This is a genomic window from Massilia sp. S19_KUP03_FR1, from assembly GCF_036688685.1.
GTDB lineage: Bacteria > Pseudomonadota > Gammaproteobacteria > Burkholderiales > Burkholderiaceae_D > JALYUM01.
In genome coordinates this window covers 51,294-70,976 of the sequence record NZ_JAQQPS010000026.1, presented here as the reverse complement: position 1 = coordinate 70,976, position 19,683 = coordinate 51,294, and the positions used below count along the sequence as shown (strand labels likewise).

Below are 19,683 nucleotides of genomic sequence, written 5' to 3'. Positions count from 1 at the left end.
AGGCGTCGTTTTTCTGAATCACCTGTGGCGCCTATGTAGTGACCGAGGCACCCTGACTTTTTCGGACACTTCCATTTTGACATCCTCCCCTCCCTGAAGGAAGGGGATTTCTACGGCGCTACGTGGTAATTTGCGCAGTCGCTTCGGTGGGTTCCTGCTTCATCGAGCGGCCTGACTGCGCCGACTCTCCACAGGCTAACAAGCGGTATCCCCGCTCTAAAACATTGATCGCGCCGACCACATCGGCGTGATTTTCGTAGCCGCAATCGGCACACAGGAATTTGGCCTGAGTCTGCCGATTATCCTTTGAGACATGGCCACAGGACGGACACGTCTGGCTGGTGTGGTGCGGTGGAACTGCTAGTAGCATGCCGCCGTTCCATGCGATCTTGTAGCCAAGCTGGCGGCGGAACTCGCCCCAACCCTGGTCGAGAATGGCACGATTGAGGCCGGACTTCTGGCGCACCATCTTGCCGTGCTGTTCGCTGTTGCCCTTGGAAGACCTGGACATGTTCCGTACCTGCAAATCCTCGATGCATACGAGCGCGTGGTTTTGGCTGATCGTCGTTGTGCACTTGTGCAGGAAGTCTTTCCGGGCGTTGGCGATGCCGGTGTGAATCTTCTGGATGCGGGCTTTCGCCTTCTTCCAGTTGTTGCTGAATTTGACCTTGCGGCTCATGCGGCGCTGGTAGCGCGCAAGGCGGTGCTGGTGTTTCCTGAAGCTGTTGAGCGGCGTGATGAAGCTGGCGTCGCTCATGGTGGCGAACCTGGCCACGCCGACATCGATACCGATGGCCGTCGTCGCCGTGGGCAACGGCTGTTCGACGTCGCGCTGCGTCTGAATCGACGCGAACCACTTGCCGCCAGACAGGCTCACGGTGACGTTGCGCAGTTCGCTGAGAACGTCCCGGCTGTTGCGGTAACGCAGCCAGCCCAACCTGGGAAGAAAGAGACGGTTGTTGGCCTGATCGAGCTTGATCTGTTTCGGGTCCGGGTAACGGAAGCTGTCGCCGCTGCCTTTACGTTTGAAGCTGGGGAAGTCGGCGCGCTTCTCGAAGAAGTTCTTGTATGCCTTTTCCAAGTCCTTGAGCGCCTGTTGTAGCGGGTGGCAGGGCGCGTCCTTTAGCCACGGCGTCTCGATGCCATTACGCCAGCCGGTGAGCGCCTTGCACAGCCCAGCGAAGCCGATGAACTTGTTACCTGCCTCGTGGTTCTCCTTCTGCATCGCCAGCGCCTTGTTTTAGGCGAACCGGCACGACCCAGCGAAGCGGCGCATAGCGCGCTCTTGCTCGCCGTTTGGCATCAGTTCGTATTTGTAGGCTTGTAAGCGCTGCATCGTTCAATCATAGTTTGGACTATGAGTAATGACAACGACATTCGCCACGGAAGACACTGCGTTTTTCGAATGCACGTCCATTGGGTCTTCGTGACAAAATACCGCCGCGAAGTCTTCACAAAAGAGATTCTTGACGACTTGCGACCATTGTTAGCCAGCGTCTGCGCGGACTTTGAAGCGGAACTGGTGGAATTCGACGGCGAGGATGACCACGTTCACTTGCTGGTGAACTATCCGCCAAAAGTTTCCGTCTCGAATCTTGTTAACAGTTTGAAGGGCGTGTCCAGCCGGATGATTCGGAAGAAGAACTACCCGGGCATCCGCAAGAAGCTATGGGGCGGCGCGCTGTGGTCGCCGTCCTGCTTCGCCGGCAGCTGTGGTGGTGCGCCCATTGCAGTTATCCGCCAGTACAACGAGCAGCAGCAGACGCCTCACTCGAGGCGCAAAACCGGACGGCTGTGCCGTCCGCGCTCTTGACCCCGCCCTTAAGGACGGGGCTTGCCGCACACCTGCTCAAGTAAACAGCTGCTTCCGCGCCATCGCGCTGATTGCCACAGCCGCCGGGTGACTGATCCTGCGCTCGGTGGTGATGGCATACACCTGTTCCACCAACGTGTCGATATGGCCAAGCACCGCCACCCGATACTGTTCGCTGATCTGCGCGGCGATCACGGTCGGCGCAAAGAACACGCCTGCGCCGGCATGGCCAAAGGCTTTCATCATTGCACTGTCATCGAATTCGCCGACCACGCGCGGGTGCACATTGTTTTTTTCCATCCAGTGCAACACGCGCTGGTGAATGGCGAAATCTTCGCCCGGCAGCAGCACGGGCGCGCCGTTCAGGCATGCGGGAAAGCTGCTGCCGATTTGTTCGATCAATGCAGGCGCCGCAAACGCCGTCAAACTGCTTTCACCTAGCAGGTGGCTGTAGCCGCGCACGCTCATCTGCCTGGGCAACGAGCGGTCCGCAATGACCAAGTCCAGCTTGTGAATCGCCAGATCGGCGATCAGACTAGCCAGGCGCCCTTCCCGGCAGACCATCTTGACCGGTTCTCCCAGCTGCATTGCCGGCTCCAGCAGACGGCAGGCAATCATTTTCGACACCGAATCGGCGCAGCCGACGCGAAACAGCATCGCAGTGGTCAGGCTCTTGTCCTTGACCAGATCCATCAGTTCATCACCGGCACTGAAGATCTCTTCCGCGTAACTGAGGATACGACGGCCCGTTTCCGTCACCTCCAGATTGCGCCCCACGCGGCGGAACAGCTCGACCCCCAGCACCTCGGCAAATTCGGTGAGCTGTCCGGAGATCGATTGCGGCGTCAGGTGCAACTTGGCAGCCGCACTGGCAATGCTGCCAGTCTTGGCCACCATCCAAAAGTAGCGCAAGTGTTTGTAGTTAAGGCCGGCCATGGTTATCTCATCGAAAAAAACGAATCGGAGTCGAACTATAGTCGGAATCTTGCAAGCTCGTTGTCGCCTGTCGAGCAATTTATACAGCTTTTCGAAGGGCCGTTTCTCCTTCCAGGTTGTCGAATGGAGCGCAGCATTGTGCAAGTCAACCATTCGATTTTTTCGAGTATTCAATACGGAATATTCGATTTGTACATGGCATGGGCCAAACGTATAGTGAAGCGATCAACCAACCAGGAGAACATCATGCGTCCTACCATCCAGGCCCACGGTTTCCAGCTGTCCCAGGCGCTACGCACCCACACCGAGCTGCGCGTGGCCACAGCGCTCGGCTGGGCAAGTGAGCACATGCGCCAGCTCGACATCTCCCTGTCCGACATCAATGGCCCGCGCGGCGGCGTGGACAAGCGCTGCCGCATCCATGTGCTGCTGGGCGGCGGACGCGAAGTGATCATCGAGGATGTGGAGGCCGATCTGTACGTGGCCATCAACCGCGCTGCCGACCGCGCCGGCCGCACCATCGTGCGCCAGATCCAGCGCAGGCGCGACTTTTCCCACCAGCGTCCGGCGCCAGTGGAGCTGAGCGAGCTGTCGCACGGACCTGAGGCGAACGCCGCCGGGAGTATCCGATGAACGGCCTGGAATCGATTGCCAGCGCGCCGATGTGGGCCGGCTTTGTCGGCTTTGTGCTGGTGATGCTGGCCCTGGACTTGTTCGTCTTTGGTGGTAACAAGGCGCACAAGGTCAGCATCAAGGAAGCGGCCACCTGGTCCGTCGTCTGGGTGAGCCTGGCGCTGCTGTTTTGCGCCGGCCTGTGGTGGCACCTGAACGGCACCGTGGGAGCCGACATCGCCAGCCAGAAGTCGATCGAGTTCCTGTCCGGCTACCTGATTGAAAAGAGCCTGTCGGTCGACAACGTATTCGTCTTCCTGCTCATTTTCACGGCATTCCAGGTGCCCCAGCAGTACCAGCGGCGGGTGCTCATTTACGGCGTGCTAGGCGCAATCGTCATGCGCGCCATCATGATCAGTGCCGGTGCGTGGGTGGTGAGCGAATTTAGCTGGGTGCTGTACCTGTTTGGCGCGTTCCTCCTGTTCACCGGGTTCCGCATGTTGGTGGCGGCCGACCAGGAACCGGATGTGGCCAACAATCCCGTGCTGCGTTTCGCGCGCCGCCACCTGCGGGTGGCCGAGGGCGACCATGCCGAGAAGTTCTTCGTGAAGAAGGATGGCTTGCATTACGTAACGCCGCTGTTCCTGGTGCTGATCCTGATCGAAGTGACCGACCTGATATTTGCAGTCGATTCGATCCCGGCGATCTTCGCGATCACGACCGATCCGTTCATCGTCTTCACCTCGAACATGTTCGCCATCCTGGGTTTGCGGGCCCTGTACTTCCTGCTGGTGGACGTGGCCGACCGCTTCCCGCTGCTCAAGTACGGCCTGGCGATGGTGCTTGTATTTATCGGCGTGAAGATGCTGATCATGCCGTGGTACCACGTGCCGGTGCAAGCGTCGCTGCTCGTTGTCTTCGTGCTGATCGCGGCGAGCTGCGTGGCAAGTCTGTGGATCTCGCGCGCCAGGCCGGAGAAGTAGATGGTGGGGGGCTGGGCAGCCAGCCCCCAACCATCCAACGAACTTGAGCGGCGAGCACAGATTGCGGCCGCCGAACTGATTTAATTTTTGACAGAACCGCCGCCCTGATTGCGGGCGAGGTAAATTTTTTTATTGGGAGTAGTGATGCGCGCGTACCAAATGAATAGCAAGCAAGCCGCCGGCCGATTGCTGGCATTGACGATGGTGGTCGATGGCAATCTCGCGCCGTGCGAATTGATCGCAATGGAGAATAGCCGGATCCTCGGCCATGTGTCGCTCGATCCGCTCACTTTCCATCAGCTGCTCCAGGATCTGTGCGATGACTTGCTTACAGTCACGACCCATGGCCTGGTCCAGCTCGACCCTGACTTGATCGACCAGCTGCTCCAGGAAATCGATGCCCCCGATTTGAGGCGCCAGCTCTTGCGGGCAATGTGGAAAATCGCGGACGCGGACGGCTGGCTTGCCGACGGTGAAGCGATCCTCCTGGCGCGCGCCAGCGCGCAATGGGGCGCGGAAACCGGTTTCAGCACTACCCGCCTGTTGGCAATCTAGCGCGAGTCGCCAGCGCCCGTCCAAGTGCGTGTCGGCATCATCCGGAGCGGCGCTCACTGCGCCTTTGAGCCGACATCGAAGTGCGCCCTCGCTGTCGTCGGACGAATAGAAATGTTAATACGGCATATTGCTAATTTGCCACCCCTGCGTGGCAGGTATGCGCGCCAAACTGCGCCGCAAGGAAGTCCAGGTAGTCTGGATCGAGCTTGGCCAATGCATTGCAGCTGAACGGCGGCTGCTGGATATCGCCAAACAAATACAGCGTGCTGGTCACGGCAAAAAACTCCTTGCCGTTTTCGAGAAAGTGCGAGGACTTGAACTGCGCCGGAAAGCGGTTGCCGTCGCGCGTGCGCTGGAACGTCTGCACGATTTCCGGACGGTTTAAACCAAGCGTGCCGAAGTGATAGGCATGCAGCAGTTCATGCAGCAAAATCGGCTTGTGGGCCGCGAAGACGATCGGCTGGACATACACCGCGCCAGCGCCGCCACGCACGGCAAAAATGCCGGGATTGCCGCGCAAATCCGGATCGACAATGATCGGCGTGGCTTTCAGCGCAGCGAGCACGGCTGGCGGCAAGCCGACCGCTTCGACGATGTCGAGCTGCGCATTGAGCGACGCCATAACATCAGGCGCCAGCTGCCGCGCCGACTGGTCGATCGAAAAACCGTGGTAACCGGTGCCGGCGTGCGCGCTGGACAAGTGCATCGTGACGCCAAGCATGGCGATGAGAAGGCGGCGTATCGTCATCATTTTCTCAGGTAAACCTGGCGCCCCGCCACCCAGGTCTGCAGCACGCCGACCTTGTGAATGTCCTGTTTCGGCATGGTGAACAAATCCTGGTCGATGACGATGAAATCGGCCTGCTTGCCCGCTTCCAGCGAGCCAATCGATTTTTCCTGGTGACCGGCATACGCGGCATCGAGCGTGAAGCAGCGCAGCGCTTCGGTGAGCGTCATGGCCTGGTCGGGATACCAGCCGCCGGCCGGCAGGTTGGTCGCATCCTGGCGCGTGACGGCGGCATGGATGCCGAAGAACGGGTTCGCTGACTCGACCGGGAAATCCGACCCGCAGGCAATGCGCGAACCCTGTTTCAGGAAGGTGCGCCAGGCGTAGGCGCCCTTGATGCGCTCGGCACCGAGGCGCTGCTCGGCCATGTTCTTGTCGGACGTCGCGTGGGTCGGCTGCATCGACGGGATGATGCCGATCGCTTTGAAGCGCGGGATATCGGCCAGTTTTACCACCTGCGCGTGCTCGATGCGGTGGCGCTGCGCGCTGCTCCTGGTGGCGCCGACTTCGCGCGCGTAGATGTCGAGGATCTGGCGGTTGCCGGCGTCGCCGATGGCGTGCACGTTGACCTGGTAGCCGGCCGCCATCGCCTTTTTGATCATCGCGTCCATCTCGGGCATGGTGTGGAACAGCAAACCGTGCGATTTCGGCTCGTCGCTGTACGGCTCGATCAGCGCGGCGCCGCGGCTGCCCAGCGCGCCGTCCGAATACAGTTTCACGGCGCGCAGTGCGTACATGCCGCTGGCGTAATCTTTTAACGGACCATTTTTCGAGAGCTGGTCGAAGTCGGCATCGGTACCGCCGATCATGGCGTAGACGCGCGCCGTCAGTTTGCCTTGGTCGGCGTAAGCGCGGTACAGGCGGTCGTTGGCCACCGTGACGCCGGCGTCATGCACGGTGGTCAAACCGACGGACGCCAGCCTGGCCAGCGCCGCATCGAGCACCAGGCGCGATTCGGCCTCGCCCTGCTGCGGCAACACTTTTTCGACCAGCGCCTTGGCCGCGTCGACCAGCACGCCGGTGGCCACGCCATCCTTGTCACGGATGATCTTGCCGCCGACCGGGTCGGGCGTGCTGTTGGTGATGCCGGCCGCCGCCAGCGCCTTGTTATTCGCCCAGCCGGCGTGGCCATCGACGCGCTCCAGCCAGACCGCGCGGTCCGCCACCGCGCCGTCGAGTTCCTGCGCGGTCGGGAAGCGGCCCAGTTTCCAGATTTCCTGGTTCCAGCCGAAGCCGCGCAGCCAGGTCTGACCCGGGTGCGCGTTGGCATAGGTTGCCACGGCGCTCAAGGCCTCGGCCAGGGTCGGAATATTGGCCATGTCGAGCTGGGTGAGCACGTCGCCCAGGCCAAACACGTGGCCGTGCGCGTCGATCAGGCCCGGCAGCACGGTTTTACCCCGCACGTCGATGTGGCGCGCTGCTGGCGCTTTCGCGTTCACCTCCCTGGCATTGCCGACGGCCAGGATGCGGCCCTTGTCGTCGAAGGCCATCGACACGAAGCGCTGCAGCTTGCCGGCGCTGGTGAGGGTGTAGCCGTTGGCGTTGTCGAGGACGGTGTCGGCGTGGGCAAGCGTGCCCGTCAAAGCGAGGACTAGCAGGGAAATGCGGCGCATCGGGGGCTCTCCGAAATGGATCAGTTACTGGAGCCAACGAGTGTAACGACTTTTATCAATTAATCAATCGCTGACTCTCGATCGAGGAGGATACGCTTGCGTTCGACGCCCCAGCGGTAGCCGGACAGTGCGCCATCGTTGCGCACCACCCGGTGACAGGGAATCGCCACCGCCACCGGGTTGGCCGCACACGCACCGGCGACTGCGCGCGCGCCGGTGGGCACGCCCACGCGCGCGGCCAGTTCGGCGTAACTGACCGTCACGCCGGCAGGAATGGCGCGCAACGCTTCCCACACTCTCTGCTGGAACGCGGTGCCGCGCACATCGAGCGGCAGTGTCAGGCCGATCCGCGGCGCTTCGACGAAGCCGACGACAAGCGCCACGGTGCGGTCGAAAGCGGCGTCGGCGCCTTCCAGCAGCGCGTGTGGAAAGCGGTCCTGCAGGTCGCGCGCCAGCACGTCGGGATCGTCGCCGATCAGGATTGCGCAGATGCCCTTGCCGGTCGCCGCCACCAGGATCGCGCCGAGCGAACAGGCGCCGATGGCAAAGCGGATGGTTTCGCCATTGCCGCCCTGGCGGTAGCGCGTGGGCGTCATGCCCAGGCGGCCATCGGCACTGGCATAAAAGCGGCCGCTGGAATTGAACCCGGCGGCATAGATGGCGTCGGTGACGGAGGTGCCGTTATCCAGTTGTTCGGTGACACGCGCCGCGCGCCGGGCTGCCGCATACGCTTTCGGCGTGATGCCGGTGTGCGCCTTGAAGATGCGGTGGAAGTGAAATTTGCTCATGCCGCAGGCAGCGGCCAGCGTGTCCAGGTCGAGCGCTTGCGCACTGGCATCGATCAGTGCGCAGGCTTTGGCGACGGCTGCGGCCTGGCGCTCGGCCAGCGGCGGCAGGTCGGGGCGGCAGCGCAGGCAGGGGCGAAAACCGGCCGCTTCTGCATCCGTGCAACTGGCGTGAAACGCCACGTTGCGGCGCAATGCCGTGCGGGCCGCGCACGACGGCCGGCAAAACACGCCGGTGGTGCGCACCGAGTAATAGAAGACGCCGTCGAAGGCGCTGTCGCGGCGCTGCACGGCGTCCCAGCGGACGGCATCGGTATGCAGATCGGTCATGATTGCCTCCATTTCGATGAAGTCTGCATCGTGCGCCGGGCCGCCAGCGGCTGCATCCCGGCTCTTGCTTTCAAATTTGCTTTCAAATTTGCTTTCAAAATGACAGTGCTAGAATCGGGCCTTCGGTGCCGTCGGCGGAGAGTAAAGTGGAGCAGCAGATTGCGCAAGAGGATGTCCCGGTGACCGTTCCGATCTTTCAGCGCATCAAGGATTACCTGAGCGGCGAAATTGCCGCCGGGCGCTGGAAAGCCGGAGAATTGGTGCCCTCCGAGCAGGCCCTGGTGCGCCAGTTCGGCGTTTCGCGCATGACCGTCAACCGTGCCGTGCGGGAATTGACCGCAGAAAATGTGCTGACCCGCCGCCAGGGTGCCGGCACCTTCGTGGCGCCGCAAAAATACCAGGCAACGCTGGTCGAAATCCGCAATATTGCCGATGAAATCCGGGCCCGCGGGCGCGTGCACCGCAGCAGCGTGCGCCTGCTGGCGCCGACCCCTGCAACGCCCCTGCTGGCCGCCCAGTTCGGCCTGCCCGGCGGTGCCATGCTGTTCCATTCCGTCATTGTCCACTTCGAAGACGAGGTCGCGCTGCAGGTGGAAGACCGCTGGGTCAACCCGGCCTGTGCCCCGGCCTACCTGGCGCAAAATTTCCAGGCGATCACGCCGAACGAACACCTGATGGCGGCCGCGCCGCTGCAGGGCGCCACCTACAGCATCGAAGCCTTGCCGGCGCCGCCGGACATTGCCAGCATGCTGACCATCGAGGCCGGCGCCTGCTGCCTCGTGCTGCGGCGCCGCACCACGTCGCAGGAGCTGGTGGCGTCGGTGGTGACGATGTGGCATCCGGGTGCGCTGTCGCAATTCACCGGAACTGTCGGATAATTGCGCCGCATTCCGGCATCCTTCCGGTTCCGTGTTGAGAATTGATACACACCGCCGCCACATTACAAAAAAATAGGGTATTATTTCGGCGAAATCCCCGCCCTGGCGTTCTCTTGCCCCCTTCCTCTTATTGAAATTCGTGCAATGCGGCCCAATGTGGAAGCTGCAGGCAGTTTTATCAATACGAAGCCGGCCGACGATGCCAGACAAGAGCGGCATCATCCCAGGCGTGATCAACAAAAGTCCTTACCTCTGACTGAGGAAAATATGAGCGAAAATATCAAACACATCACCGACGCATCCTTCGAAACCGACGTCCTCAAGTCCAGTCTCCCAGTATTGGTCGACTTCTGGGCCGAATGGTGCGGTCCTTGCAAATCGATCGCTCCGATTCTCGAGGAAGTAGCTGCCGCCTACGAAGGCAAGATCTCCATCGTCAAGCTGGACGTCGATGCGAACACGGCCGTACCAGCCAAGTTCGGCATCCGCGGCATCCCGACCCTGATCCTGTTTAAAAACGGCGTGGCGCATGCCCAGAAGGTCGGCGCGATGGCCAAGGGCCAGCTGACGTCGTTTATCGACAGCAATATCTGATTCTGATACCATTAGCAACGTCAGTGCGCCTGCGCTGACGTTTTTGTCCGGGTTGGGAAGCATATTGGCTTCGACCGAATCTTCCTCCCCCGTTTAATCCACGCAGTTCCCTCCCCTACCTTTACATTCCCGTCACGGGACACCCAACACATGCACTTATCTGAACTGAAGGCGATGCACGTCTCCGCGCTACTGGAGATGGCAATTGGCCTCGATATCGACAATGCGGCACGCCTGCGCAAGCAGGAACTGATGTTCGCGATTCTGAAAAAACGCGCGAAATCGGGCGAACAGATCTTCGGCGACGGCGCCCTCGAGGTGCTGCCGGACGGCTTCGGCTTCCTGCGCTCGCCCGATGCCAGCTACATGGCCTCGACCGACGATATCTACATCTCGCCATCGCAGATCCGCCGCTTCAATCTGCACACCGGCGACTCGATCGAAGGCGAAGTGCGCACCCCGAAAGACGGCGAGCGCTACTTTGCACTGGTGAAAGTCGACAAGGTCAACGGCGAATCGCCCGAGATGTCGAAACACCGCATCCTGTTTGAAAACCTGACGCCACTGCACCCGAACGAGCCCTTGCGCCTCGAACGCGACATGAACGGCCAGGAAAACATCACCGGCCGCATCATCGACCTGATCGCCCCGATCGGCAAAGGCCAGCGCGGCTTGCTGGTGGCGTCGCCTAAATCCGGCAAATCGGTCATCCTGCAGCACATGGCGCACGCGATTACCGCGAACCATCCCGACTGCACGCTGATCGTGTTGCTGATCGACGAACGTCCGGAAGAAGTGACCGAAATGCAGCGCTCGGTGCGCGGCGAAGTGGTTGCCTCGACCTTCGACGAGCCGGCCACCCGCCACGTGCAGGTTGCCGAGATGGTGCTGGAAAAAGCCAAGCGCCTGGTCGAAATGAAGAAGGACGTCGTGATCCTGCTCGATTCGATCACCCGCCTGGCGCGTGCCTACAACACCGTCATCCCTGCCTCGGGCAAGGTCCTGACCGGTGGTGTCGACGCCAACGCGCTGCAGCGCCCGAAACGTTTCTTCGGCGCGGCCCGTAACATCGAAGAAGGCGGCTCGCTGACCATCATCGCCACGGCGCTGATCGAAACCGGTTCGCGCATGGATGACGTGATCTTTGAAGAATTCAAGGGTACCGGCAACATGGAAGTCCACCTCGAGCGCCGCCTGGCCGAGAAACGCGTCTACCCGGCAATCAACCTGAACAAATCGGGTACCCGCCGCGAAGAACTGCTGATCAAGCCGGACCAGCTGCAAAAAATCTGGATCCTGCGCAAGTTGCTGTACTCGATGGACGAGATCGAAGCGATGGAGTTCATCCTCGACAAGATGAAGGCAACGAAGAACAACGTGGAGTTCTTCGACATGATGCGCCGGGGCGGCTAAAAACCACCACTGATGCTACCTTGCAACATTAGCTCGTCATCCCGTTGAAAAACGGGAACCATACTGAGTTAAAAAGCAAGCAACCGTCACCGCACCAGCATCACCAGAGGGCAGCCAAGGCTGCCCTTTTTATTAGTCCGACTAATTTAAACGCTGTATAATCGCGGGTTGCAGTATTTAACCCCGGCAAGTGATCAGCAATCGGGTCAAGAGGCAAGACGACCGACGAAGTGCTGTTTGGCTACCAAACTAACCAAGGCAAAACCATGCGTAAAGATATCCACCCAGAATACCGCGACGTCGTCTTTCAAGACATGTCCTGCGACTTCAAATTCATCACCCGTTCGACGATCAACAGCCGCGAAAAAATCACCTTCGAAGGCAAAGAGTACCCACTGATCAAGATCGAGGTATCGGCTGAATCGCACCCGTTCTACACCGGTAAGCACAAAATCGTCGACACCGCCGGTCGCGTCGAGAAATTCCGCCAGAAATTTGGCGCCGTGGGTTCGAAGACTGCCGTCGCAAACGGCTAAGTCTTACCACGCTGCAAAGGAACCTCGCTTGCGGGGTTTCTCAGAAGAAGGAAGCCCAGGTGGCTTCCTTTTTTTATTCGCGGCTATACTACGCGTCATTCTGTCCCGGCAACAAATATGAAACCAGTCCGCCTTCCCGCCGCCGCCACGCTCGCCCTGCCCCGCTGGGCCCTGTTCGCGCTCGGCCTGCTGTACATCCTGCCGGGCCTGATCGGGCGCGATCCCTGGAAAAGCGACGCCGGCAGCTTCGGCATCATGTGGACCATGGCGCATGGCACCCTGAACGACTGGCTGTACCCGAACATCGCCGGCATGGCGTCGGTGGAAGAAGGCCCGCTGGCGTTCTGGCTGGGCGCGGCCTGCATCAAACTGTTCGGCTGGCTGCTGGGCGACGTGCTGGCCGCGCGCGTGTCGACTGTCGGCATCTTCGTGCTGGGCACAGCGTCGCTGTGGTACACGGCGTTCCACCTGGGCCGGCGCGCCGAAGCGCAACCGCTGCGGCTGGCCTTCGGCGGGCAACCGGAACCGGACGACTACGGTCGCACCCTGGCCGACACCGCCGTCCTGATTTACCTCGGCTCGCTGGGCCTGTTGCAGCACAGCCACGAAACGCTGGCCATCACGCTGCAAGGCTCGCTGCTGGCCTATTTCCTGTACCGCGCGGTGCGCTACATCGAGTTGCCGTCGCCTCGCAACGCCAGCCTGATCGGCCTGTCGCTGGGCGCGCTGGTCCTGACGCGCGGCTTCATTTCACCCATCGCCCTGGTTCTCGCCCTGCTCACCTGCACGCGCCTGTTGCGCCAGCCGCTGCCGAAGGCCCTGGGCCACGCCGGTGTCGCAGCCCTGGTTGCGTGCGCCATCGCGCTGGTGTGGATCGTGCCGGCGCTGCTGGTGCGCCCGTACGGCATGGCCCCGATCAGCGAGTGGATCGCGTGGAATGCTGACCAGTTCGGCCTGCCGCACTGGACCTCGTTGAAGGCCTTCTTCCGCGTCGGCGTCTGGTTCTTCTGGCCAGCCTGGCCGTTTGCCGTGTGGGCGATCTACGCCTGGCGGCGCGAGCGCGACATGCTGCACATCGTGTTGCCGCTGGTTTTCGTGGCAGTGCTGGCGCTGTTGATGATGTGCGATCCGGTGCTGGAAAACGGCGACTTGCTGAAACTCCTCCCCCCGCTGTCGCTGATGGCGGCGTTCGGCCTGCCGACGATGAAACGCGGCGCCATCAACGCCATCGACTGGTTCTCGGTGATGGTGCTGACGATGGTGGGCGCGGTGGTGTGGCTGTTCTGGGTCGCCAAGCTGACCGGCTTCCCCCCACGCATGGCAAACAATGCACTCAAACTGGTGCCGGGCTTCACGCCGGAATTCGGCATCGTCTCGTTCCTGGTCGCCGCCATCACCACCATTGGCTGGATCGCGCTGGTGTACTGGCGCATCTCGCGCCAGCCAGCGGTGCTGTGGCGCGCCGTGGTGCTGTCCTCGGGCGGGCTGATCCTGCTGTGGGTGCTGTTGATGACGCTGTTCCTGCCGGACCTGAATTACGCCAGGAGCTACGCCATCGTGGCGCGTGAGATCGCCGCCAGTCTGCCCGCGGGGGCACATTGCATCGACTCGAATGTCGGCCCAGCCCAGCGCGGTTCGCTGGCGTTTTATGGCCAGCTGCCGTTCTCCCGCGTCGACAGCAAGGCCTGCGACTACGTCCTGACCCAGGACAGCGTGCGCGCGCGCGCGGACAAGGAAGCACACCACAGCTTCGACGTCACCGGCGCCACGCTGCTCTGGGAAGGCCGCCGCCCGTCCGACCGCGATGAACGCTTCCGGCTGTACCGCAAACCGTAGCCGCCGGAAACATTGCGCAAACCGGGCTCCCGGTTTGTGCAATATCAATTTATCAGTGAAGCAGGCTTGCAAAATGGCAGATGCCGCACGCGCGCGGCATCTCCCGGAGCCCCTTCATGAAAAACGTCACCCTGACTGCCGTCGTCCGTAATCACGCCCGCTGCCAGTTCCTGTGCCCCATTCGCTCGTGGCGCCAGTTGGGCCTGTACGCCCTCACGCTGGCGCTCGGCCTGCCAGTCATCGCCGTGCTGGCGCACCTGTTCGACCCCACCGCACCGCTGCCGTACATCGTGGCGCCGGTCGTGGCCGGCGGCCTGCTGCCCGCGTTCGCGCTGCTGCCGGGGCGCTTCGAAATGAGCACGCGCTTCCATGCTTACCACCTGGTCAGTACGCTGGACGAATCGCTGGCCGCGCTGGGCTACGTCAAGGCGCAGGAAGATGTGAGCAGCATCCGCTATCAGCCGCGGCGGCGCCACTGGCTGCAAGGCGCGACAGCCGACATTGCCGTCACCCTGCATCCGCACGCGGCCGACGTTGCCGGCCCGCTCGGCACACTGCGCGCCCTGCAACGCCAACTGGCCTGCTAGTCTTGCGGCGGATACGGGGTGCCGTTGCGGTGCAAGTAACCGGCGACGCCCGGCTCGCACAGCAGGTCGATATCCGGATACACCACACGGTCCAGTTCGCTGCGACCGCCCACCTCCAGGCAGATGGCCATGCTGCCACTGCGGTTGATGAGGTGATGGCCGTTCGGCGTATTCGCCGGAAACGCCGCGCAATCGCCAGCTTTTAATATTGCTTCCCCGTCGTCGGTCACCAGCACGACCTCGCCCGCCAGCACGCAGACGAATTCATCTTCGACGCTGTGCCAGTGGCGTTGCGACGACCACGAGCCGGAGGGTAGCTCGAGGCGGTTCACGCCGAACTGGGTGAGGCCGCCGGCGTCGCCAAGGCGCTGGCGCATGCGGGGCCCCGGCTCGATGCCATAGTCGGCAGGATAATTGGTGCCGCGGCGTGCGGCGATGCTGGACAGGTCGAGTTTCGGCATGGTGCGAGTCGGTCGTTGGGAGAGACCAAAAGTCTACCCCGATCTGCCGGCCGCGCCGCAATTTTCCGGGCTCTCGTCACCCGCACGCGTCCAGCTGCAAAAAATCTCGTTTTCTTGGCGCGTGTCGTCTATAATGCTGTCCTTGCGTGCATGCCTTGGTGGTGGAACTGGTAGACACAGCAGACTCAAAATCTGCCGCTTCGCGGCGTGCCGGTTCGATTCCGGCCCGAGGCACCATTCACGCAACTGAATACGAAAAACCCGGTAGCGCTTCAGGCGCTACCGGGTTTTTTTACGTCGATTCAGCGCGGACCTTTTTGTTGCGAAGATGCTGAGTTGGGCACTTCACCAACTGCGACTCATTCGTGATGTCCTGACTGCTGCGCCTTGACCGAGCGCCGCACATCACCGCCACCGACCATATTTGACTGCGAAAGTTCAAAAATGTCGGATTGCCGGACCTGACACCCTGCTTCAAAAATGTCGAATTGCCGGACCTGACACCCTGCTTCACGTTCGTGATGTCCTGACTGCTGCGCCTTGACGAGCGCCGCACACCACCGCCGCAGACCAAATTTGACTGCGAAAGTTCAAAAATGTCGGATTGCCGGGCCTGACACCCTGCTTCACATATATTGGCAAATTGGCAAAAACGAGACACGTGAAATGCTGGCCTGCATGAAAGTCCAAGCCAAACCCCTTCTCCAGCACGGCGCCTCTGAGCAATTAGAGGCTCCGCACCATCCTGCTGATGGGTGATGGCGCAAATCTCTGGGCGGTGGCCGGCTGCAGGTGATCAGCACTCCCCGCCATCGATGCTCTTGCCCGTTCGAAGGTCAAAGCCGAAGTAACATTCATACCCGCTACCCGGCAGGTAAAAGCACCACACGGTTCCCTTCCTGCGCTCACGATCGCCATTCTCGGTCGTGCAGCCAGCCTTCAGATCAGGGCCAATGGAATCGAAAATATCTTTCGCCGACTGCCCGGTGACATTAATCGATATTTTTCGGTCAGTCTTCGTCGGCGGCTTCTGTTCGCCCAGGTCGCCGGAATAAATAACGTAGTCGGCTTTGAGCGGCTTCGGCGCCGCGCTGGCCTGGCTGATCGCCGCTGCCAACACAAGGAGGATCGTTTTCACGCGCGCACCTCGACATGGAAGTGATTATCATGATTCTGCAGCGGGAATACGCCTGGTATCCTGCGGTCGTTGAAAAATACTTTCTTGACCAGCGCGTGCGAATTGAAGATGGCAATCAGCCGCGCGGTTGCGTCGCGGTCGTAGTCGGCCTGATTCCACTGCACGCCGACATGCTTGCCATCGCTCCTTACTGCGCGCACGTCAACCTGCAGGCCGTCCTTGTGCTTGGCGTGCGGGCGAAATTTCACGCCCTCGGCGCGACTGATGTTGCCGACGCCGAACTTGCGCGGATCCGTGGCTTGCCAGCGCTGCTCGACCCACAGGATCAGCGACATCAACGATGGATGCGCGAACTGGCCCAGGTGGCCTGTGCCCGGCACATCGTCCACATTCCCGTACCCGTAGTAACCGGCGCCCTCCGGCGCCTGTGGCAGCATGAAGTAGCCGCGCCCATCTTTCGGTTGGAAGATTCCCATAATTGCCCCCAATTGTTGGACAGGCAATTCTGCTGCGAAGGCGCTGGCGCGCGTTGGCGGGGATCAATTGGTCGGCGATTTACTGGCCGTATGAAAGTCTCCGCGACGAAGCTGGAAGTAGTGGTGGCGGGGCGCCGGTGATTTACTTGCATGCCACTGCAGCACTGGCGCGGCGCACTTTAGCCACGCACTCAGTCGTGGCGTCAGGCAGCTTCCGCAATAGCCGCGCATTGAGTCCGTAGCTGCAGTACGCCCACTTGGTTAGCGGCTCGGCGTAATCATTCAGCCCGGCGAAGCGCACCTCGTAGCCCGCCTCAGTTTTTTTCTCTGCGCCGCGCAGGTCGCCACGATTCTCGAGAGGGCCGACGATCACGCCAGCATCGCGCACGCGACCTCCTGGTGCTGAGCCTTGCGCGCCCCAGCCTTCCGGCGCCCACCGTTCCGGGCATCGGATTTCGACAGCATGCAGAGGCGCCGCCAGCAGGAGTAGCGAGATGAACTTCAATTGACGACGTAAAACATCTCAGCATTGTCCGAATCGTCATAAGTTAAGCCTATGGACAGCGACCTTGCCTTGGGGTAGATGCTGCGCGCAGAGACTTGGCCTTTTCCCGTCCATTGATCCATCACGACAATATACGCTGGCTTGCCTGTTTTCATGCTCCTCGGTCCGGAATAAAGATAGAACGCTGCGTGGTTTCCGGTATGGCGATTCGGATATCGGCCATCCTCAAACGTGGCAATCACCGTTCCCGGGGCAATGTTTAGGCTGTCCATGACGCGTGCCTGTGGTCGCCACTGGCTTGTATGCCCAACATTGGTGAGCTTCTGGACCAGCGCGACGCAGTTGCCATCACCGATCAAGGCGTGCTTTTCAAGCGAATTCACTTCGTGGTAAACGTGTGCCATATTTTGCCTCCTTGTTGAAGAGGCGATTTTGCTACGGCGGTGCCGGCGTGCGTTGCCATGGGTCAATTGGCCGGCGCTCTAGCGCGCTACCGGGTTTTTTCGTTTGCCACTACAGCGTCGCCGTCGCCAGCTTCACGCCAAAGCCCATGAACATGGCGCCGACGCCGGCCGCCAGTCCATTCGACAGGCGGCGCTGGCGCCGGAACGCTGCCGCCAGCCGTGTGCCAAGGAAAATCAGCACGGTCAGGTACGTAAAACTGAGAACCTGACACACCAGCCCCAGCATGGCGAACGACAGCAGCGACGAATGAAAGTGCGGATCGACGAACTGCACGAAGAACGAAATGAAGAACAGGATCCCTTTCGGATTCATCAGGCTGACCGCCAGCGCCTTGTTGAACGGATGGCTGTCGCGCGCCACCGGCACCGCAGTCGCCACCGCATCGCGGCCCGCACGCAGGCGGCGCCAGCAACCGAGCAGCATTTGCAGGCCGATCCAGCCAAGATAGGCCGCCCCGACATATTTGACCGCCATGAACAGCATCGGACTGGCTTTCAGCACCGAGGCCGCGCCGCAGGCGGACAGCACCATTAATATAAAATCGCCGAGAAACACGCCGCAGGCGCCGAGATAACCCTGGCGCACGCCGCGCTGGGCCGCAATGCTGAGCACGTACAGCGAGTTTGGACCTGGCAGCAGCACGATGAACAGCGTGCCCAGGAAATAAGTCCAGAAGTCGACAACGCCAAAGCTGGCAAGCATGAAGGAATTCATCACGGTATCCGGTGCGGAGATGGGTACGGATCTTAGCAGACCAGCAAGGGGCCGCGGCAACATGCAACCCGCGCCCCGGTTACCTGGCCCGGTTAAAAGAATGTGACGCCGCCTGTTGGTTCACGTCACTTTGTTTTCTATCCACACCGTCAGAAGGGACATGCCCGTAGTATGATGATGACTACATTGCATGGAACGGCGACCTGCATCGGTCACCCTCATCCTGCGCAATAGGCCACTCCGCACGGCGTTCCTTGTGGAGAATCGTTGCTTGAACACGTCGTACCAGCGTTCCAGATATCCACGTTGCACCCATCAGTTTGAAGTGACGCTGGACCGTCGCCTCACGGGCACCGACGGTCTGGGCATTTTGCCAAGGATCCCACGCGTATGCCGATCAAGATTCCCGTGCCGGAGCGGCCGGCGGGCAGCGACCACGACACGCTGATCGAACAAAATGCCATCCTGCGCAGCGCCAATCAAAACTTGCTGCTGGCGACGTTTGGCGCGGAAGACCTGCGCGACCAGGCCGAGGCAGCGCACCGGCGCCAGAACGAATTTCTCGCCATGCTGGCGCACGAGCTGCGCAACCCGCTCGCGCCGATCGGCATGGCCAGCGCGCTGCTGGGCAAAATGCCCAATCCTTCGCCCGAACTGCTCAACATCAAGACCATCATCGACCGCCAGGTAAGCCAGCTCGCGCGCCTGCTCGACGACCTGCTCGATGCCGCCCGCATCAGCAGCGGCAAGATCGAACTGCACAAGCGCCCGCTGCGCGTTGCCGACCAGCTCAACAATGCGCTGGAAACCGTCCAGGCGCGCCTGCTGGAACGCGGCCAGCAACTGATCCTCAATTTGCCCGAGGAAGACCTCTGGATTTCGGGCGATGCCGTGCGCCTGGCCCAGGTGTTTTCCAATTTGCTGGTCAACGCATCCAAATTCACGCAGAACGGCGGGCGCATCGTGCTGTCCGCTTCGGTGCTGGGCGAGAACGTGATGATCAAGGTGATCGACAACGGCACTGGCATCGCCAGCGACGTGCTGCCGACTATTTTTGCCCTGTTCTCGCAGGGACCGCGCACGCTGGCGCGCTCCGAGGGCGGCCTGGGCGTTGGCCTGAACATTGTGCGCAACGTCACTGAAATGCACGGCGGCAGCGTCACGGCGTCCAGCCTGGGCCTCGGCCACGGCACCGTGTTCACGGTCATGCTGCCGCTGCACGACGCCGCCGAACTGGACGTTCCGGGGCCGGCAGACACCATCCCAGGCCATGGGCGCCACATCCTGCTGGTCGAGGACAACGTCGACGCCAGCGAAATGCTGAAAATGGTACTCTGCTCCGAAGGTCATACGGTGGTGGCTGCGTTCGATGGCGTCACCGGTCTGGCCCTGGCCTGCTCGGGCGCCTTCGACGTGCTACTGTGCGACATTGGCCTGCCCGGCATGAGCGGCTACGACCTGGTGCGCAATATGCGCGTCAGTACCGGACTGACGGCGCCGTTTTGCGTGGCCGTGTCCGGCTACGGCCAGGTCGAGGACCGCACGATGGCCATGGAGGCCGGTTTCGACCAGCACCTGGTGAAGCCGGTCGACCTGGCTACCCTGCTGGCGCTGGTCGCGTCGGCGCCCTTGATCGTGCCGCATGATTGAACCCAAGCACGCCAGT

General features: G+C 61.4%; 21 protein-coding genes, 1 tRNA gene and 1 pseudogene. 12 read left to right on the top strand and 11 right to left on the bottom strand.

The window, feature by feature from the left end; genetic code table 11:
* Positions 1-118 precede the first annotated feature (118 nt).
* Positions 119-1,336: pseudogene (locus V6M87_RS23560) on the bottom strand (RNA-guided endonuclease InsQ/TnpB family protein).
* Positions 1,337-1,357: 21 nt separating this feature from the next.
* Here V6M87_RS23560 and tnpA point away from each other — a divergent pair.
* Positions 1,358-1,813 carry an IS200/IS605 family transposase gene (gene tnpA / locus V6M87_RS23555; protein WP_332879110.1) on the top strand — a complete coding sequence of 152 codons (456 nt, stop codon included), beginning with the start codon at positions 1,358-1,360 and terminating at the stop codon, positions 1,811-1,813.
* A gap of 36 nt (positions 1,814-1,849) precedes the next feature.
* Here the strand turns inward: tnpA and nhaR are convergent, their stop codons facing one another.
* Positions 1,850-2,749: a transcriptional activator NhaR gene (gene nhaR / locus V6M87_RS23550; RefSeq protein ID WP_442920636.1), complete on the bottom strand. Its 900-nt coding sequence runs from the start codon at positions 2,747-2,749 to the stop codon at positions 1,850-1,852.
* A gap of 246 nt (positions 2,750-2,995) precedes the next feature.
* Between nhaR and V6M87_RS23545 the strand changes: the two genes are divergently transcribed.
* The 3 genes from V6M87_RS23545 (at position 2,996) to V6M87_RS23535 (ending at position 4,899) form a co-directional block, all read left to right on the top strand.
* Positions 2,996-3,382, top strand: coding sequence for an HPF/RaiA family ribosome-associated protein (locus V6M87_RS23545; protein ID WP_332879108.1), 387 nt, complete (start codon positions 2,996-2,998; stop codon positions 3,380-3,382).
* A complete protein-coding gene (locus tag V6M87_RS23540; protein ID WP_332879107.1) occupies positions 3,379-4,344 on the top strand; it encodes a TerC family protein in 966 nt (321 codons plus the stop codon). Before V6M87_RS23545 ends, V6M87_RS23540 begins: the two co-directional genes overlap by 4 nt.
* Before the next feature lie 159 nt (positions 4,345-4,503).
* Complete coding sequence (locus tag V6M87_RS23535) at positions 4,504-4,899, top strand: tellurite resistance TerB family protein (protein WP_332879106.1); 396 nt, start codon at positions 4,504-4,506, stop codon at positions 4,897-4,899.
* A gap of 130 nt (positions 4,900-5,029) precedes the next feature.
* Here the strand turns inward: V6M87_RS23535 and V6M87_RS23530 are convergent, their stop codons facing one another.
* Genes V6M87_RS23530 through ada form a run of 3 tightly spaced genes read right to left on the bottom strand, consistent with a single transcriptional unit; the run spans position 5,030 to position 8,414 of the window.
* Positions 5,030-5,650 carry a hypothetical protein gene (locus V6M87_RS23530; RefSeq protein ID WP_332879105.1) on the bottom strand — a complete coding sequence of 207 codons (621 nt, stop codon included), beginning with the start codon at positions 5,648-5,650 and terminating at the stop codon, positions 5,030-5,032.
* Entirely contained in the window at positions 5,647-7,299 is a 1,653-nt protein-coding gene (locus V6M87_RS23525) for an amidohydrolase (RefSeq protein WP_332879104.1), read from the bottom strand. Before V6M87_RS23525 ends, V6M87_RS23530 begins: the two co-directional genes overlap by 4 nt.
* A gap of 59 nt (positions 7,300-7,358) precedes the next feature.
* Positions 7,359-8,414 carry a bifunctional DNA-binding transcriptional regulator/O6-methylguanine-DNA methyltransferase Ada gene (gene ada / locus V6M87_RS23520; RefSeq protein ID WP_332879103.1) on the bottom strand — a complete coding sequence of 352 codons (1,056 nt, stop codon included), beginning with the start codon at positions 8,412-8,414 and terminating at the stop codon, positions 7,359-7,361.
* Between the two features lie 179 nt (positions 8,415-8,593).
* Between ada and hutC the strand changes: the two genes are divergently transcribed.
* From hutC to V6M87_RS23490, 6 genes are all read left to right on the top strand, one after another.
* On the top strand, positions 8,594-9,292 hold the full coding sequence (gene hutC / locus V6M87_RS23515; RefSeq protein ID WP_332879102.1) for a histidine utilization repressor: 699 nt from the start codon (positions 8,594-8,596) through the stop codon (positions 9,290-9,292).
* 267 nt (positions 9,293-9,559) lie between these two features.
* Complete coding sequence (gene trxA, locus V6M87_RS23510; protein WP_332879101.1) at positions 9,560-9,886, top strand: thioredoxin TrxA; 327 nt, start codon at positions 9,560-9,562, stop codon at positions 9,884-9,886.
* A gap of 150 nt (positions 9,887-10,036) precedes the next feature.
* Positions 10,037-11,299, top strand: coding sequence for a transcription termination factor Rho (gene rho / locus V6M87_RS23505; RefSeq protein WP_332879100.1), 1,263 nt, complete (start codon positions 10,037-10,039; stop codon positions 11,297-11,299).
* Between the two features lie 266 nt (positions 11,300-11,565).
* Positions 11,566-11,835: a type B 50S ribosomal protein L31 gene (locus tag V6M87_RS23500; protein ID WP_332879099.1), complete on the top strand. Its 270-nt coding sequence runs from the start codon at positions 11,566-11,568 to the stop codon at positions 11,833-11,835.
* Positions 11,836-11,952: 117 nt separating this feature from the next.
* On the top strand, positions 11,953-13,671 hold the full coding sequence (locus V6M87_RS23495) for an ArnT family glycosyltransferase (RefSeq protein WP_332879098.1): 1,719 nt from the start codon (positions 11,953-11,955) through the stop codon (positions 13,669-13,671).
* Positions 13,672-13,787: 116 nt separating this feature from the next.
* On the top strand, positions 13,788-14,258 hold the full coding sequence (locus V6M87_RS23490; RefSeq protein ID WP_332879097.1) for a hypothetical protein: 471 nt from the start codon (positions 13,788-13,790) through the stop codon (positions 14,256-14,258).
* On the opposite strand, the gene V6M87_RS23485 is transcribed toward V6M87_RS23490, so the two are convergent.
* Positions 14,255-14,719, bottom strand: a complete 465-nt coding sequence (locus V6M87_RS23485; protein ID WP_332879096.1) for a cupin domain-containing protein — start codon at positions 14,717-14,719, stop codon at positions 14,255-14,257. The genes V6M87_RS23490 and V6M87_RS23485 overlap by 4 nt on opposite strands.
* A 152-nt stretch (positions 14,720-14,871) precedes the next feature.
* On the opposite strand from V6M87_RS23485, the gene V6M87_RS23480 reads away from it, so the two are divergent.
* Positions 14,872-14,956 (top strand) — tRNA-Leu (locus tag V6M87_RS23480).
* A gap of 559 nt (positions 14,957-15,515) precedes the next feature.
* Here V6M87_RS23480 and V6M87_RS23475 read toward each other — a convergent pair.
* The 5 genes from V6M87_RS23475 to leuE form a co-directional block, all read right to left on the bottom strand.
* Positions 15,516-15,857 (bottom strand): hypothetical protein, encoded by a 342-nt coding sequence (locus V6M87_RS23475; protein ID WP_332879095.1) that lies wholly within the window; start codon positions 15,855-15,857, stop codon positions 15,516-15,518.
* Positions 15,854-16,333 (bottom strand): hypothetical protein, encoded by a 480-nt coding sequence (locus V6M87_RS23470; protein ID WP_332879094.1) that lies wholly within the window; start codon positions 16,331-16,333, stop codon positions 15,854-15,856. Before V6M87_RS23470 ends, V6M87_RS23475 begins: the two co-directional genes overlap by 4 nt.
* A 142-nt stretch (positions 16,334-16,475) precedes the next feature.
* The gene (locus tag V6M87_RS23465; protein ID WP_332879093.1) at positions 16,476-16,838 is read right to left on the bottom strand and encodes an STY0301 family protein; all 363 of its coding nucleotides are present in this window, start codon (positions 16,836-16,838) and stop codon (positions 16,476-16,478) included.
* Positions 16,835-17,242, bottom strand: coding sequence for a BPSL0067 family protein (locus V6M87_RS23460; RefSeq protein WP_332879092.1), 408 nt, complete (start codon positions 17,240-17,242; stop codon positions 16,835-16,837). Before V6M87_RS23460 ends, V6M87_RS23465 begins: the two co-directional genes overlap by 4 nt.
* 109 nt (positions 17,243-17,351) lie before the next feature.
* Complete coding sequence (gene leuE / locus V6M87_RS23455) at positions 17,352-18,017, bottom strand: leucine efflux protein LeuE (RefSeq protein ID WP_332879091.1); 666 nt, start codon at positions 18,015-18,017, stop codon at positions 17,352-17,354.
* A gap of 390 nt (positions 18,018-18,407) precedes the next feature.
* On the opposite strand from leuE, the gene V6M87_RS23450 reads away from it, so the two are divergent.
* Entirely contained in the window at positions 18,408-19,667 is a 1,260-nt protein-coding gene (locus tag V6M87_RS23450) for a hybrid sensor histidine kinase/response regulator (RefSeq protein WP_332879090.1), read from the top strand.
* The last annotated feature ends 16 nt before the right edge of the window (positions 19,668-19,683 follow it).

What these genes read in the sequence shown, in the direction of transcription:
- tnpA (WP_332879110.1), top strand. Translation starts at nt 1,358, where the DNA reads ATGAGTAATGACAACGACATTCGCCACGGAAGACACTGCGTTTTTCGA.
- nhaR (WP_442920636.1), bottom strand. Translation starts at nt 2,749, where the DNA reads ATGGCCGGCCTTAACTACAAACACTTGCGCTACTTTTGGATGGTGGCC.
- V6M87_RS23545 (WP_332879108.1), top strand. Translation starts at nt 2,996, where the DNA reads ATGCGTCCTACCATCCAGGCCCACGGTTTCCAGCTGTCCCAGGCGCTA.
- V6M87_RS23540 (WP_332879107.1), top strand. Translation starts at nt 3,379, where the DNA reads ATGAACGGCCTGGAATCGATTGCCAGCGCGCCGATGTGGGCCGGCTTT.
- V6M87_RS23535 (WP_332879106.1), top strand. Translation starts at nt 4,504, where the DNA reads ATGAATAGCAAGCAAGCCGCCGGCCGATTGCTGGCATTGACGATGGTG.
- V6M87_RS23530 (WP_332879105.1), bottom strand. Translation starts at nt 5,650, where the DNA reads ATGATGACGATACGCCGCCTTCTCATCGCCATGCTTGGCGTCACGATG.
- V6M87_RS23525 (WP_332879104.1), bottom strand. Translation starts at nt 7,299, where the DNA reads ATGCGCCGCATTTCCCTGCTAGTCCTCGCTTTGACGGGCACGCTTGCC.
- ada (WP_332879103.1), bottom strand. Translation starts at nt 8,414, where the DNA reads ATGACCGATCTGCATACCGATGCCGTCCGCTGGGACGCCGTGCAGCGC.
- trxA (WP_332879101.1), top strand. Translation starts at nt 9,560, where the DNA reads ATGAGCGAAAATATCAAACACATCACCGACGCATCCTTCGAAACCGAC.
- rho (WP_332879100.1), top strand. Translation starts at nt 10,037, where the DNA reads ATGCACTTATCTGAACTGAAGGCGATGCACGTCTCCGCGCTACTGGAG.
- V6M87_RS23500 (WP_332879099.1), top strand. Translation starts at nt 11,566, where the DNA reads ATGCGTAAAGATATCCACCCAGAATACCGCGACGTCGTCTTTCAAGAC.
- V6M87_RS23495 (WP_332879098.1), top strand. Translation starts at nt 11,953, where the DNA reads ATGAAACCAGTCCGCCTTCCCGCCGCCGCCACGCTCGCCCTGCCCCGC.
- V6M87_RS23490 (WP_332879097.1), top strand. Translation starts at nt 13,788, where the DNA reads ATGAAAAACGTCACCCTGACTGCCGTCGTCCGTAATCACGCCCGCTGC.
- V6M87_RS23485 (WP_332879096.1), bottom strand. Translation starts at nt 14,719, where the DNA reads ATGCCGAAACTCGACCTGTCCAGCATCGCCGCACGCCGCGGCACCAAT.
- V6M87_RS23470 (WP_332879094.1), bottom strand. Translation starts at nt 16,333, where the DNA reads ATGGGAATCTTCCAACCGAAAGATGGGCGCGGCTACTTCATGCTGCCA.
- V6M87_RS23460 (WP_332879092.1), bottom strand. Translation starts at nt 17,242, where the DNA reads ATGGCACACGTTTACCACGAAGTGAATTCGCTTGAAAAGCACGCCTTG.
- leuE (WP_332879091.1), bottom strand. Translation starts at nt 18,017, where the DNA reads ATGAATTCCTTCATGCTTGCCAGCTTTGGCGTTGTCGACTTCTGGACT.
- V6M87_RS23450 (WP_332879090.1), top strand. Translation starts at nt 18,408, where the DNA reads ATGCCGATCAAGATTCCCGTGCCGGAGCGGCCGGCGGGCAGCGACCAC.